The sequence below is a fragment of the Clostridium sp. genome (genome assembly GCF_050717545.1).
GTDB lineage: Bacteria > Bacillota > Clostridia > Clostridiales > Clostridiaceae > Clostridium_AD.
In genome coordinates, this window is sequence record NZ_JBOITN010000040.1 from 43,819 (window position 1) to 59,979 (window position 16,161).

The following is a 16,161-nucleotide window of genomic DNA, read 5'->3' on the forward strand; positions in this document are numbered from 1 at the left end:
ATAATATAAAATTGTGTTTTCTATTAAATGTCTAACAAATTCTTCTTATAATTAGAATAATAAAATCTAAGTTCTTCAACTTTAGCATCTAATTCTATTTGTAATGTAGAAAGTTCTGCATAGTTTTCTGCATTAGTAGCTTCATTTATTTTAGTAAACATACTAGTTTTTGCATATGTGTCTTTCATAAGGAAATGTCTTAAGTCATTAACTTTCTGCCAATTAGCCAGATCTAAATCTAAAGCTTTTTCAGCAATATGGATCATTTTACAATTTCTAATTTCTTCTGCATAATTGTGTAATAATCTATTATTTATTTCAGTAACCCATCTAGAGGTTATTGCCATTCTAAAACTATTTATTACGCTAGTAGTAAATACGCCGTTCGCCTTAAGAACTTCAAGTTTATCTGGATACTTATCTAATGCAGTAACATTCTCATAAACTGTATTAGGAGCTTTTCCAAAATACTCTGCTCTCTGAGCTTCTGTATAGTATTCAAATACATCTTCTTCACTTCTGTAAGCTCTATCTTTTTCTAAATAAGAACTATCATCTCCTGGTGCTTTAGATAATTCTTTCAAAAGATCATCTTCAGATTTATTGTTTTCTATTGAATATGAAATTCCGTCAAGCATGCCCATGAACAAAGTAGATAATGCTAAGTACGTATTAGTATGTGGACATGGAGCTCTAAGTTCAAATCTTGTAGCAAGAGGATTATCAAGGTCTCTTATTAATGCAAGTAATATAGATCTGTTTCTAGATGGAACATCTACACTGTGACCAAGTGAGGTTACTATACAAATAGGAGCTTCAAAACCAACTTTTAATCTTCTTAAAGAATCATTTGTTGAAGAAACAAATGGATTTATTACTTCATAATTTTTAAGTATGCCCATTACAGATGCATATCCTAAAGTACTCATGAAATGTTTTTTATTTGAATTAAACAAATTCACTCTTTTGCCATTCTTTAATTTTACAGCAATTCCAATATGGGTATGTTCACCACTTCCAGCTACATCATGAATTGGTTTTGCTAAAAAGTTAACATCTAAACCGTTAAGTCTGAAAGTTTCTTTAACCAAGTTTCTGATGAATAATTCATTATCAGCACATTGAAGAGCGTCTGAGAATTTCCAATCTATTTCAAGTTGTTCCATAATATGAGCTAAAGAACCAGCTTCGCCTATTTGAGCTTTTACACCACCAACTTCTTTGTGACCCATTTCAGGTTCGAAACCGTATTTCTCCATTAATTGAAGGGTTTGTTCGAGAGCTGTTCGCACGTTTCCTTTAGTTTTACTCCAATATTGCTCTTTTAGTACTTGAGAAGTAGATAGTTCCTCTATATCAGCTTGGTCGTTAGGTGTCTTTACCCAAAATTCTAACTCTGTAGCTGAAGTAAGCATTAACTGGTCAATATCTTTATATTCAAAATCAAAAGAACTTAAAGCTGATGGATTTTCTTTGAATAAGTTAAGAACAGTTGATTTAAAGCTTTCAACTGATCGTTTTAATATTGATCTTGAATCTACTGCAATTTTATCATGTAATAATACACATGGAATTTTGAGTGTTCCTATTGGTAATTCTGTTTCAGGGTCAATGTTTTCATAATTGTAGTCTACGTACCAATTACAGTCAAGATCTGCAAGCATGTCTAATTTAGCATTGTTTAAAGTTGCGATTCCTGGCAATACTACAGATGAACCATCAGTTTGAATAGCACCATTTGCGAAACCGCTAATATCATCTAAGAATACTTGCATTGGAATTCTTTCATCAGTATCATTACCAGATAAGTCAATACCAACTAAGGAAACAAATTTCACCTCAGAGTGAGCAAGTAAAGCTTCTTTAATTTCTTTTTCGGAATGATTTTCTTTAGGAATTACATAAATTAATTTTTTCAAAATAATAGTCCTCCTTTAAAATATATATTTATTACTTAAAGGCCACCAAAGTTACTTGATTAGCAATTTTAGAAAATAAATCGTATTCTGAATAAAACAATTAAATCAGTTTTATAATAGTACTTATAATAGACAGTGTTTTTATTTTTAGCGTTGCTAAATTACAGTTATAAATAATATGATTTTATTACAAAAATGAACTTGTGTCAATGTAAAACCTCATTAATTTTAATTATTTGCAAAAAAAAAGTGAAATTTTGCAAGTTAATCTAAATATAAAATCATTTACATTAGTGATTTTTATAGAATTTGTGATTCTAAAACTAATCGAAGATCATTTTTAAATAATATTATATCACATATATCTATGGAAAGGGAATATAAAATATGAAAAAAGACTATTATAGCCAACTATTATAGTATAGAGTAAACATTATGATTTGTGATTCATATAAAAAATATTTATGACGGAAATACAATAAAATTTAAAAAGAAATTGACAATAAAAATTCATTATAATATAATGGAAGAAGTTCATATTAGTTAATAATATATTTATATTTTTAACTAAGTATGACTAATAAATGCATTGATTAGGAAAAGTATCTAATTGCGTAGCTTACAGAGAGTGGGGAAAGCTGAAAACCCATAGTGAATGTTTAGAGAAAATCGCCTAGGAGCTGAGAGCTGAAAATTTAGTAAGCTTATCCGTATTTCTGCGTTAAAGGATAAAGTATAATTGTACTTGAACTTATATTTATTATGATTGTACTAGGATTTATTATATAGGTGGCTACGCGAATTTAACTTCGTCCTATTTGGGGATGGGGTTTTTTTATATTTAAAAATAGGATTTAAATTAATCTCTAATAAATCTAAAAACATTTCAAAAGGAAATGCAGAAAGGAGTTTTATTATGTATAAGAAAAGTGATGCTTCAAAAAGCTTTATGGATATGGAAAAAGACGTACTTAAGCTTTGGAAAGAAAAAGATATTATTCAAAAGAATTTTGATTCAAATAAGGGGGGGGAGTCATTTACTTTTTATGATGGCCCACCAACAGCTAATGGGAAACCACATATAGGTCATGTTTTAACTAGGGTTATGAAGGATTTAATTCCAAGATATAAGGTAATGAAAGGCTACAATGTACTTAGAAAAGCAGGGTGGGATACTCATGGACTACCAGTAGAACTTGAAATAGAAAAGAAACTTGGAATTACTGGGAAACCAGGAATAGAGGCTTATGGAGTAGAAAAGTTCGTAAAGGAATGTAAGGCCAGTGTTTTTAGCTATGTTGAAATGTGGCGAGAAATGTCTGAGAGAGTAGGTTACTGGGTAGATATGGATAACCCTTATGTAACTTATCATAATGATTATATCGAATCAGTTTGGTGGGCATTAAAGCAAATGTGGGATAAAGATCTACTATATAAAGGTCATAAGGTAATGCCTTATTGCCCACGATGTGGAACATCACTATCATCTCATGAAGTAGCTCAAGGATATAAAGACGTAAAAGAAATGTCAGCATACGTAAAATTTAAAGTAAAAGGTGAAGATAAATTTATACTTGTATGGACTACAACTCCTTGGACACTTCCAAGTAATGTAGCACTTGCAGTAAATAGAAAATATGATTATGTTGAAGTTATCCAAGAAGGCGTTACTTTAATACTTTCAAGAGATTTATTAAGTAAGCTTGAGGGAGAGTATGAAGTAGTAAGCGAATTTAAAGGAGAAGCTCTATTAGGACTTGAATATGAGCAAATGTTTGATTTTTATACACCAAAAGAAAAAGCCTTCTATATAGTTCATGGAGATTTCGTAACCCTATCAGATGGTACAGGTATAGTACATATAGCACCAGCTTATGGTGAAGATGATAACTTGCTTGGTAAAAAATATAATCTACCACTTGTTAACCTAGTTGACGTAGAAGGGAAATTTATTGATTGCGTTCTACCATGGAAGGGTATTTTCGTTAAAAAAGCTGACGCTAAGATACTAGAATACTTAAAAGAAAACAATGTCTTATATAAAGCGGAGAAATTTGAGCATTCATATCCACACTGCTGGAGATGTGATACACCACTTTTATATTATCCAAGAGAAAGCTGGTTTGTAAGAATGTCTTCAATGAGAGACAAACTTATAGAAAACAACAATAAGGTAAATTGGATGCCTGATAATGTACGTACAGGCAGAATGGGTAAATTCCTTGAAGGGGTTATAGATTGGAGTATAAGTAGAACAAGGTATTGGGGAACTCCACTTCCAATATGGGAATGTGAATGCGGACATCGCGAAATGATAGGAAGCATAGCGGAACTTAATGAAAAAGGAATAGATGTGCCTGGTGGAATAGAACTTCACAAACCTTATATAGATAAAGTACATTTAAAATGTCCAAAATGCGGAAAATCTATGACAAGGGTAGAAGAAGTTATAGATTGTTGGTTTGATTCGGGATCAATGCCATTTGCGCAACATCATTATCCGTTTGAAAACAAGGAATTATTTGAAGCTAATTTTCCAGCTCAATTTATTTCAGAGGCAGTAGACCAAACGAGAGGATGGTTTTATACATTACTTGCAATATCTACAACCGTATTTGATACAAACCCATTCGAAAACTGTATAGTACTTGGACATGTATTAGATAAAAATGGATTTAAAATGTCTAAACATAAAGGCAATGTGTTAAGCCCGTTTACAGTACTTGAGAATCAAGGAGCAGATGCTTTAAGGTGGTATTTTTATACTGCTAGTGCACCATGGTTACCATCAAGATTTTATGAAGGTGCAGTTATTGAAACGCAAAGAAAGTTTATAGGAACACTTTGGAATGTATATTCATTCTACGTTCTATATGCTGAAATAGATAATTTTGACCCAACTAAATATCAAGATTTTAAAGCCGAAAACATTATGGATAGATGGATGATGTCTAAACTGAACACTTTAGTAAAAAACACTGATGAACATTTAACGAACTACAGAATAACTCAAGGAGCTCTTGAACTCGAAGACTTTGTTGATGAACTTTCTAACTGGTATGTAAGACGTAATAGATCAAGATATTGGGTAGAATCACTTACAGATGATAAAATAGGCGCTTATATGACATTATATAGAGTTATTACAACTTTTGCTAAAATAGCTGCTCCGTTTATACCATTTATAACAGAGGAGTTATATCAAAACTTAGTAGTTGCTTTTGACACGAGTGCACCAGAAAGTATTCATTTGTGTGCTTGGCCTGATTATAAAGAAGATCAAGTGGATAAAGATTTAGAAGAAGAAATGGATATGGCTTACAGAACTGTTAAACTAGGAAGAAGTGCAAGAAATGCTGCTAACATAAAGAATAGACAGCCACTATCTAAAATGCTAGTTAGTTCAAAATCTCTTCCAGAATATTATGGTCATATAGTACGCGAAGAACTTAATATCAAGGAAGTAGAGCTAGGAGCTGACATTTCTAAATATGTTAAGTTTGAAATTAAACCGAATTTACCAGTGCTTGGGAAACCATACGGTAGGTTAATACCAGGAATTAAAAAAGCAATAGCTGCTATGGACCAGATGGAACTTGCTAAAACTATAAATAGCGGTGGGGTAGTTACAATAGATGTAAATGGAACACAAATAGATCTTAATAGTGAAAAACTACTTGTTACAATGCAAGGGCTTGAAGGTTATGCATTTGCTGGAGAAGGTGAAATGGGAGTAGTCTTAATTACGAATATCACGCAAGAACTTAAAGAAGAAGGAAATGTTCGTGAGATCTTAAGCAAAATTCAAAACATGAGAAAAGAAAGTGGTTTTGAAGTTGCTGATAAGATTAAGACCTATGTGTCTGGAAATGAAATGCTTCAAAATATAATTAAGAAATTTGAGGAGCAAATCAAAAAAGATACTTTATCTGTAGAAATCGTATATAAAGTAGAAAGGGAATACACAACAGTTAAGATAAATGGTGAAGAGTTAGAACTTGCTTTAGAAAAATTATAAAATCAGGGACTAAGTTATGGATGTTAAAGAAAATTGGGTATGCCCATTATGTCCAACATTAGCCTTGAGCAGAAGCTAAGGTTAGAAAATACATTAATTGGTAATAATAAAGAGTATGTAGTAGAATTTCTATGCGTACTCTTTATTTTATGCGATTATGTTAAGGTGAATGACAAATATATGTAGATATTGCTATAAAAGTACTGAAATTTTTAGAAGTTAACATAATGTTTAATTGTTATGAACGAGTAAGGCTTGAAATTAAAAGTTTTTATAAGTATAATGGTATAATAAGAAAATAGTAGGAGTTGAGAAAAATGGCTGCTTCAATAAAAGATGTTGCAAAAGAAGCTGGAGTCTCAATTGCCACAGTATCTAGAGTATTAAATGATATAGATGTGGTAAATGAAGACACTAAGAAAAAAGTAAAAGACGCTATAAAGAAATTGTCGTATAGACCGAACATAGTTGCAAGAAGTTTAAAGACACAAAAATCTAGCACAATAGGGATAATAATACCAGATATATCAAATCAGTTTTATCCTGAAATTGTTAGAGGATGTGAGGATGTAGCTAATATTTATAATTACAATATTATGCTTTGTAATTCAGATTTAGATTTAGACAAAGAAATGGAATCATTAAGAATACTTAAAGAGAAAATGATAGATGGAGTTATATATATGAGTAATTCCATAGAACAAAATGTTATAGGGTTAATAAAAGAACTGGAAATGCCAGTTGTTCTTGTTGAAACTACTGATGCTGAGGATATCTTCCCTAGTGTTACTATTAATAACGTAAAGGCAGCAGCAGATGCAGTTAAATATCTTATTAATAAAGGCAACAAGAATATTGCATATGTAGGAACTTCTTTGGAAAAAGTTAATGCATTATCTAAAAGATATACAGGGTATTTAAGTGCTCTTGATGAAATGGGAATAGAACTTAATAAAGACCTAGTTTATATTGGTGGAGTTAAGCCAAAAGATGGATATGCTGGAATTAATAATATATTAGATACGGGAGCTAAGGTAGATGCAGTATTCTGTGCTAGTGATGAAATTGCTATGTGCGTAATAAATGCATTAAGAGACAGGAATATTAGTGTTCCGGGTGACGTAGATGTTATGGGATTTAATGATATATATTCAGCATCAGTATTCTTTCCAAAACTTACTACAATTGCACAACCAATGTATGATATGGGATCTGTAAGTATGAGAATGCTTATTAAATCCATAAATAATCTAGAAGTTGAAGAGAAACATTTTGTGTTGCCTTATAGATTAGTGGAAAGAAATTCCTGTAAATAAAATAAGTCTTATTAAAACAGAACAAGTTTTAATAAGACTTTTTATATTATTTATAACTATACTAAAAATAAAAATGATATTATTTATAAATTATTAATTAACAAGTTGGAGGTAGAAAAGTTTTGAATATTAATACTAAAGTAGAAAAAATATTTTCTTATTTGTTAAGTATTAAAAATATGAATCAAAAGACTATAAGAAATGTTAGTGAATACGAAAAATTGTATTGGCAAAAGGACCTTGAAAATACTCGCGGATGCACTTTTAATCTTGATGAAAATAAGGATTATTGGTTAACTATAGATGAGAGAGCAGAAAATTTATATAGTCAGTTTCAAAAAATGTATTTGCAACTGGAAAAAAACAGTGAAGATCTAGAGCTGATATGGTCAAATGGACTATTAACCTGGATAAAAGAAGGAAAAGAAATAGTACATCCTATTTTCACAACTAAAATGGAGATAAAATTTGACTCAAAAGATAAAAAATTCACTTTAAAGCCATATAATAATCAAACAAATGTGGAACTTGAATTTTTAAATGAATACTTAGAAGTAAACTTGGATAGTTTACTTGAAATTAGAAATAAAGCAAGAGACATGGCACTAGATGTTAGAAATATTGAAATGGCTAATGTAATATTTAAAGAGATAACGACGCTGCTAAAGGCTGGTGGAGATGAGTTCTACACTGAAGAGTTAAGTGGCGGGCCGGATTTATTGCCTAAAACAAATATACAATTTTATAACGCACCGAGCATTATCTTGCGCAAAGTTGACACAAGACTTTGGAATATGGAATTAAATGAAGTACTTTCGCAAGTAAGAAAGGGTTTTCCTATCCCTAAAACTATAGAAGCTTTAGTCTCCGAAAAACAAGTAGTGCAAGATCCGCAGGAGCTTAAGGAGTGGGAAGAGGTAGGAGAAGATGTTTTATTTCCACTACCTGCAAATGAACAGCAGATGGAAATAACTAAAAGACTAGCGCAAAATTATGGGATTGTTGTGCAAGGGCCACCAGGTACTGGTAAAAGTCACTCTATAGCTAACATGATATGTCATCTTTTAGCTCATGGTAAAAGAGTTTTAGTAACAAGCCAGACAGATAGAGCACTTAGGGTACTAGCTAATAAAATACCTCAAGAGGTTAGGGCGTTATGTATTAGCATACTAGGTAACGATACAAAGTCTCTAGAAGAATTGGATGAGTCTGTTAGGAAAATAACAGAAAACTTATCTATGGATACTAAGGAACTACGCAAAGATATAAAACTTTTAAAATATAAACATAATAGTTGCAAGCAAATGCAGGAAAACTTATATAAAGAGTTAAAATGTATTGAAGATAGAGAAGGCGAAAAAGTAGAATATGAAGGCCAGAAATATAGCTTAATGTATATGGCTAAGTGGGTTAAAGATAATGAACAAACGAATTCTTGGATTTTAGATAAAGTTGATTTTAATGAGGACAACCCCTCAAGCACAAAGGAATTTGAGCTATTTAGACAGTTATTAAAAATAATTTCAAAAGATCAAATTAGTGAAATAAATAAAGTAGAGAACTATGTAGCGGGGCTTCCAAGGGAAGACGATCTGCGAGGTAAAATAGAAGAGTTGTCTGAATTAGAAAAGAGGCAACACGATTACTTAAGCAATACTTGCGACTTAGATAATGTCAATTCTATAGAGTATGGAAACAGAAGATTACTAAAACTTGTTGATGATGCAATAGAAAGAGAGACTTCTTATGAAAACAATTGGTTAGATAATGTGAAAACTCATTATTATTCGAATGCTAAAGCACAAGGCTTGTGGCAACAATTGATAAGTAAAGCAAATGAATATATAAAAGAAATAAGTGAAATTAAGCAAGAGTTAAATGATCATAAGTTGGAACTGTCAGGTTATATTGATATAAACAAATTTAAAAATGACTTTGAGGTTATAGCTAAAACAATAACTGAAAAAGGAAAACTAGGAATACTATTTAAGGTGCTTCATGGAAAACTTAAGTATATATTTGATGACTGCAAAGTGGACTATGAGTTAATAAATAATAGCGAACAAACAGTGGTAGTTAATCTATATATTAAAATGCTATTACTAGAGAGAGAACTTAAAAATTTCTGGAACAATTCCATAAAAGATTATGGCGGAAAGCTTATAGATGAGGGAAATCTAAACTGTGAGGCTGAAATTGCTATTGGAATAACAAGTATTGAAACAATTATTAATTTTGACAAGGATTTTAAAAATAACATAGTGAATTTTTTGCCAGGTAAAAATTTGCGTGGGAATCTAAAGTGGCATGAAAAAGAAACATATATCTATCTTAAAAATGCGTTTGAAAGCTTAAGGCTTATAAATAAATGTAAGAAATTAAATAACGAAATGTTAGAAATAGAAAAAACTTTTCCAAGTATTGGAGTACTTAAAAAATTGCATAATGCGATTAAGATAAGAAACATTGATGATATACATGTAGCTTACGAAGAAATTGGTTTACTAATGAAGGAATCTGGACATGTGCTAGAATTAAACCAGATAAGCAAGAAAATAGAGGACCATTGTCCCATGTTATATGAAAAAATAATTAATAATGAATTTAAAGCAATGGATGCAAGTCAAAGTTTAAACTGGGAAAAGGCATGGCAATGGAAAAAGTGGAACGATTTTTTAAACAAACTTGAAGAGGTCGATATAGAATCTATAGAAAAAAATATTACCCAGGAAAAGATTAAAGAAAAAATTATAGTAACTCAGCTTGTATCTAAAAGAAGTTGGTTTAATCAAATAGAGCGGACTACAGAGGCTCAAAAGAGAAGCCTATTTACTTGGATGGAAGCTATAAAAAGAATAGGAAAAGGTACAGGCACTCAGGCAGTTAAGTATAGAAAGATTGCGCAAAGAGAAATGGAGAATTGCAAGGATGTAATTCCAGTATGGATTATGCCAATAAATAGAGTTATGGAAAATCTAAAGCTAACGGATAATCTATTTGATGTTGTAATTGTTGATGAGAGCAGTCAAAGTGATATATCAGCAATAACAGTTTTAATGAGGGCTAAAAGGGCGATAATTGTAGGCGATGAAAAGCAAATAAGTCCAGAAGCAATTGGGAAGGATCACTCAGTTGTAGAAAATTTAATAAGTACATATTTAGAGGGTATTCCACATTCAGAGTGGTTTGATTTAAAAACCAGTTTATACAATACAGCCCTAAGAGTGTTTCCAAATAGATTATTACTTAAGGAACATTTTAGGTGCGCTCCAGAAATAATTGGATTTAGTAATGAACTTTGTTATTCTAATGAAATAATTCCTTTAAGGCGAATAGATGAAACTCAGAAAGTTGGACCATTTGTAATAACTTCTAAAGTAGAGAGTGGATGCAAACATGAAACTAAGTCACTAAATGCACAAGAAGCGGAAGTGATTGTAGACAAGGTAATAGAGTGCTGTAGTAATGATCGGTACAATGGGATGACTATGGGAGTTATATCTCTTCTAGGGGACGCTCAAGCTGAATTAATACAAGGAATGCTAGTAGATAGGCTTGGCATGGATGAAATTTTGCAAAGAAGACTTATATGTGGAGATGCTTATTCCTTCCAAGGGGACGAGAGAGATGTAATGTTCTTGTCTATGGTAATTGCAAATAATGCTAAATTTGCAGCTTTAACTAAGGATTCAGATGTAAGAAGATTTAACGTAGCGGCTAGCCGTGCGCGAAATCAAATGTGGTTATTTCACTCAGTAGAACTAGAAGACCTTAATCCTAAATGTGTAAGATACGCACTTTTAAAATATTGCCTTGAGGAAAAAGAACCTAATCAGGAAATTAAAGGGAGTCAATATCTATTATTAAGTGATTTTGAAGAGAATATCGAAAGATGCATAAAAGCAACTGGTTATAAGGTTACACCAAAGGTTAAAGTAGGGAAATATACTATAGATTTTATTGTTGAAACAGTACCATCAGAGGAAACAGATTTGCCGCTGGGAACTAATGAAAGGCATTACAAAAAGATAGCAGTTAAATGTATCTCAGGAGATACTGATGATAGGCATAGTTTGCAAAAGCAATATGAAATGCAGATATGTCTTGAAAGAGTGGGATGGGAATTTTATAAGATACGTGCTAGCAATTTCTATAGGAACCCAGAAGAGGTAATGGAGAAACTATCAAAAAAACTAAATAATTAGAACATACAAAAAACTTAAAGTTAAAAGTTTTATTTTCATATTCCTTAGTTAATTATCATAATAATAGTATAATAATAGTATAATGTTTTTAATAAGAGGGTGAGAAGAATGACAAATAAAGTGGGTAGTGTAGTATGGATGATATGGAGAAATGATGAAGGGCAACAATTTAAGGTAGGCGAATTGAGTAAAGAAGCTAAAAAATATTATTTTGAATATGATATGGATGGCACTAAAATGGCCCAGGAATATGGATTTTCTCCATTGCCATATTTTCCTAGACTAGATGCAAAATATTTTAAAGAAGAATTATTTTACTCGTTTTCAAATAATTTGCCGGGGTATGGGAAAAAAGATATAACCTCTATTTTAAAGAAATATGACATTCAAGAGTATGATGATTTTGAAATTTTAAAAAAATGTGGTAGTCAATCTTCTACGGTAAGTTTTGAATTTATTTCACCTTATAAAGAAGGGGAAGAAGTGGAAATAAATTTTAAAAAAGAAGTTAAAGAAAAGGAAATTGATGTAGAGCAAATTGAAAAAGAAGAAAATGATTTGGAAGAAAAATAAAACAAACTAAATATATTGGTTTATAAATAATATTATAAATTGTTTTCACAACATAGGGCTATGTTTCATAAAATAAAATGAGTAATAATTTGGGGTGGTATTTTGTTATACGTACTAATCTTAGCAGGTGGAAAAGGAACAAGACTGTACCCTCTATCTCGTGCGCAAAACCCGAAGCAGTTTTTAAATATTATTAATAATAAGAGCTTTTTAAGAAGCACTGTGGATAGAATAAAATGTTTAGTTGAAAATGACAATATCTATGTAGTAACAAATGAAGATTATTTTGATAAAATTTGCGAGGAACTTCCGGAAATTAGAAGGTCAAATATATTTGTCGAACCTAGTAACAAAGAGACCGCTACATGTATTGGTCTATCTGCTGCAAAACTATTAAAACAAGACAAAGAAGCGACAATGATTGTACTACCTTCTGATCATTATATAAAAAATGAAAAGGAGTTCAAGGAAACAGTACTACAAGGAGTTGAAATTGCAAACAAAAAAAGAGGGCTAGTCACAATTGGTGTACAGCCCTCAAGACCAGAGACTGGTTATGGTTATATAGAAATGGGTGATAGGGTAAATGCCGATATGCCTACCTTTAAAGTAGAACGATTTTTAGAAAAACCTAACACTGAAGTAGCTAAAGATTTGCTACTTAAAGGAAATTTCCTTTGGAACAGTGGTATGTTTGTATGGAGAGCAGATGTGTACTTGCGCGAAATGGAAAAATATTTACCTAAGATGTATAAGAGGCTGATGACCATATACCAAGCCTTAGAGACTGATGAGGAAAATGATGTAATAAAAGAACAGTACAATGAAATAGATGGTATATCAGTGGATTTTGGAATAATGCAGAAAACAAGAAAAGCATTTGTTATAAAGTGTGACTTTGAATGGGATGATATAGGAACATTTGCATCACTTTCAAGGTTTTTAAACAACTTACGAGGTAACAATGTTTTGGGTAATACATTTATGGAAGAAAGTGAAAACTGCTCGGTATTTGGTAAAGATAGGCTGATAATTGGATTTGGTATAAAGGACCTTATAATTGTAGATGCAGGGGATGTTATTTTAGTGATGGACAAAAACAAAGATCAGGAGATTAAGCATCTGGTTAATGAACTTAAAGAACATGAAGAAACGGGAAGATATATATAAATGTTAATGAGCCTCGCTAAGCGGTGGGGCTTATTACTTTTTGAATAGATATCTCACTAAAAATACAAATATTTTGCCGGTACTGATTTAGGAGGGATAGCTGTATTTTAAATATTATCTGGATTAGGTTCATTATTTTAAAAATATGGAAAACGTGTTATAATCTAATTATAGATTATGAATATTTTGAAAGCGTAATATATGCAATATTGTAAAATAGATGAATCAGGATTATTTGAAATTCTGACATAAGGAGAAATGATTTATGGGCTATGAATACATATTATTTGACCTTGATGGTACACTTACCGACTCTGGAATAGGAATAACAAATTCTGTTATATACGCTCTCAAGAAATATGGTATTGAGGTGAGCGACAGAAATGAACTGTTTAAGTTTGTCGGGCCTCCCTTGTGCGATTCTTTTGAAAAGTATTATGGTTTTTCAAAAGAGCTAGCAAAGACGGCGGTAGAATACTATCGCGAGTATTATAGAGAGAAAGGCATATATGAAAACTTGGTTTATGATGGATTGGAGAATTTGCTTAAAATATTAAAAGACAATAGAAAGATACTTATTGTGGCAACATCTAAACCCGAAGTGTTTGCGAAACAAATATTAGAGCATTTTAATATTTCAAAATATTTCACTTATATTGCTGGGAGTTCTCTTGATGGAACAAGAATTAAAAAAGGGGAAGTTATTAAGTATGCAATTGAAAGTTGCAACATTTCTAATTTATCAAGAGTAATCATGATTGGAGACAGAGATAATGACATTATCGGGGCAAAACAGGTAGGTATCAATTCAATTGGTGTTTTATACGGTTACGGCGATAGAAATGAACTTGAGAAAGCGGGTGCTGATTTTATTGTTGATAATGTTGAAGGTATTGGAAGGATACTGTTACGTAATGAATGAAGGGTACACATTCTTAAAGAACACACCCGCATCAGCTTAATTACTATATGCTAAATCGCATCTATTTACTGGTTGCTACTCACCAACATTAATAATAGTGTAGACAGTAAGATTTTCAAATTCACTTCTTAACAGTAAAAAAATATAAGAATGTGGTAAACTAAACATATAGATTATTAAAATAAATACATTAAAATAATGGATATAGATTATTAACCAGTAAATAGATTCCACTTCGTTCCATACATTTACTGGAATAGGGTCGCATCAACCACCTAGTATATGGAAGTTAAGTAGATAGCCATGCGAAGATGCAGCATCTGATGTGAGTGTGACCTTAATTACAGATTATAGTTTTTAGCAGGCTCAGGCAAGCCTTCACAAATACTCCAGAGGTGCTTGTTTTTAGATTGATATAAAAATAAGCTAATGGGTAAACCTCAATAGTTTGTTAGATTGGGGATTGCAAAGGATATATGAGTTTAGATATTAGTTAGGGATTTGTAGGGAGATATTACTTTAAAGTTAGCTTTTAGCTTATCAATAAAAAACACTACTTCACCTAGGGGGAACCCAGTGTAGTAGTGTTTTCATTATTTCATCAATTAAAAGGAATCGGTATCTAAATTATAGATTGTTTTAAAAAATATAGTAAACATGTTATAATTTTATTAAAGATTATTCATATTCCGAAGATACGATACACGCATCATTGTACAATATTGTATAGTAATTTTAATTGAAAGAATAGGGGGTATCTTTATGGCAACTTTTCGTATTTTAAGTTTTATTAATCAAATAGTTATTTTAGGTTTATTGGGTATGGGTATTTATGGATTTGTATTATTTGTAAAACTTGCGAATAGAGGAATTAGAGCACTTGATATTTACATTAATGAAAAGACTAATAATAAATTATAGGTACATATCTTTCATATAGGTTGAATAAATTCAATTAATACGATATATGGAACTTTATATTCTAAACCGAAGCAAGTTTATATATATTGTTGAAGGTAAGGTAAAATGGACCAATAAAGTAAGTTTATAGATAAGTTAATTGTGTGTCTTCCTGAATTTGATAACATTACTAATATTATTTCAGTGTACTTAGGTGGAAGGTTTTCACGAGGAGATTATACTGTAACATTTACTATAAACTACCTTTACTACACACTTGGATTACAATGTTTCATCAATCGTTTTGTGAATTTTAACACCATAGATTATATATTATTTTTATAATGCTAACTAACTTAAACAAAAGCTAGCTAAGCTATAACGATATTTTGACCTTTAACAGATAAATAATAATTTGTCAGTGAGCTATTTTTGTTTAAGAACAATTGTATTATAATATAAGATTAATACATACGAAATTGAGGTGAATACTATGGGGAAATATACAAGAGAAGAGTTGGAAGAAGCGTTACAAGTTATATCTTCAACTATCACTAATTGTGAAAAAATGCAGCCTAAATTTGCGGAGAGTACGTCACAGCATACACTACTTAAGAACAGGATAAAAGCTCTATATATTTCAAAGGCATTAATATCATATCAAGATATTATGGACCAATATACAAAAGAAGAATTGATAGACTCCCTACGCCCTATATCCACAGTTATCAGCAAATGTGAAAAAGGACAGGCGAAATTTGAGGAAAGTACTCATCATTACACTCGCTTTAATAAACTAATAAAAGCCATGTATATTTCAAAGGGATTAATAACAGAGGAAATTAGTAAAAGAGGTTAATTTTTAGTTTTTTGTAAGACGATGAGTATAATGCTAATTTAGATAAATTTAAATTTTAAAGTTAAGTTAGTTCGGAATGTTTTTATAGGTTGAGTACATCTTTAAAATGCGATATAAATAACTTTGTAATCTATAACGCAATAACTGATGAAAATTATTCATAATAGACGAACTAATTAAAATCCATACAGTTAATAGGGTATGGGTTTTTTGTTGTTGATAATTGCCATTTATCCCTAAAATTTTCAGTAGATTATATAAATAATAAAATATATAATA

General features: G+C 31.0%; 9 protein-coding genes and 1 other annotated feature. Of the genes, 8 read left to right on the forward strand and 1 reads right to left on the reverse strand.

Annotation, left to right across the window (positions count from 1 at the left end; translation table 11 throughout):
• Window positions 1–23: 23 nt before the first annotated feature.
• Entirely contained in the window at window positions 24–1,922 is a 1,899-nt protein-coding gene (locus ACREVX_RS14445) for a type I glutamate--ammonia ligase (protein ID WP_431544970.1), read from the reverse strand.
• Window positions 1,923–2,499: 577 nt separating this feature from the next.
• Window positions 2,500–2,739: a binding site (T-box leader), on the forward strand.
• Window positions 2,740–2,835: 96 nt separating this feature from the next.
• Here ACREVX_RS14445 and ileS point away from each other — a divergent pair.
• The 8 genes from ileS (at window position 2,836) to ACREVX_RS14485 (ending at window position 15,882) form a co-directional block, all read left to right on the forward strand.
• A complete protein-coding gene (ileS, locus tag ACREVX_RS14450) occupies window positions 2,836–5,937 on the forward strand; it encodes an isoleucine--tRNA ligase (RefSeq protein WP_431544920.1) in 3,102 nt (1,033 codons plus the stop codon).
• A gap of 317 nt (window positions 5,938–6,254) precedes the next feature.
• Entirely contained in the window at window positions 6,255–7,253 is a 999-nt protein-coding gene (locus ACREVX_RS14455; RefSeq protein WP_431544921.1) for a LacI family DNA-binding transcriptional regulator, read from the forward strand.
• 122 nt (window positions 7,254–7,375) lie between these two features.
• Complete coding sequence (locus ACREVX_RS14460; protein ID WP_431544922.1) at window positions 7,376–11,458, forward strand: PDDEXK-like endonuclease domain-containing protein; 4,083 nt, start codon at window positions 7,376–7,378, stop codon at window positions 11,456–11,458.
• 108 nt (window positions 11,459–11,566) lie between these two features.
• A complete protein-coding gene (locus tag ACREVX_RS14465; protein ID WP_431544923.1) occupies window positions 11,567–12,031 on the forward strand; it encodes a HipA N-terminal domain-containing protein in 465 nt (154 codons plus the stop codon).
• 102 nt (window positions 12,032–12,133) lie between these two features.
• A complete protein-coding gene (locus ACREVX_RS14470; RefSeq protein ID WP_431544924.1) occupies window positions 12,134–13,201 on the forward strand; it encodes a mannose-1-phosphate guanylyltransferase in 1,068 nt (355 codons plus the stop codon).
• Window positions 13,202–13,466: 265 nt separating this feature from the next.
• Entirely contained in the window at window positions 13,467–14,123 is a 657-nt protein-coding gene (locus ACREVX_RS14475; protein WP_431544925.1) for an HAD family hydrolase, read from the forward strand.
• 762 nt (window positions 14,124–14,885) lie between these two features.
• A complete protein-coding gene (locus ACREVX_RS14480; protein WP_431544926.1) occupies window positions 14,886–15,044 on the forward strand; it encodes a hypothetical protein in 159 nt (52 codons plus the stop codon).
• 472 nt (window positions 15,045–15,516) lie between these two features.
• On the forward strand, window positions 15,517–15,882 hold the full coding sequence (locus tag ACREVX_RS14485; protein ID WP_431544927.1) for a hypothetical protein: 366 nt from the start codon (window positions 15,517–15,519) through the stop codon (window positions 15,880–15,882).
• Window positions 15,883–16,161 lie beyond the last annotated feature (279 nt).

What these genes read in the sequence shown, in the direction of transcription:
- ACREVX_RS14485 (WP_431544927.1), top strand. Translation starts at nt 15,517, where the DNA reads ATGGGGAAATATACAAGAGAAGAGTTGGAAGAAGCGTTACAAGTTATA.
- ileS (WP_431544920.1), top strand. Translation starts at nt 2,836, where the DNA reads ATGTATAAGAAAAGTGATGCTTCAAAAAGCTTTATGGATATGGAAAAA.
- ACREVX_RS14480 (WP_431544926.1), top strand. Translation starts at nt 14,886, where the DNA reads ATGGCAACTTTTCGTATTTTAAGTTTTATTAATCAAATAGTTATTTTA.
- ACREVX_RS14465 (WP_431544923.1), top strand. Translation starts at nt 11,567, where the DNA reads ATGACAAATAAAGTGGGTAGTGTAGTATGGATGATATGGAGAAATGAT.
- ACREVX_RS14455 (WP_431544921.1), top strand. Translation starts at nt 6,255, where the DNA reads ATGGCTGCTTCAATAAAAGATGTTGCAAAAGAAGCTGGAGTCTCAATT.
- ACREVX_RS14475 (WP_431544925.1), top strand. Translation starts at nt 13,467, where the DNA reads ATGGGCTATGAATACATATTATTTGACCTTGATGGTACACTTACCGAC.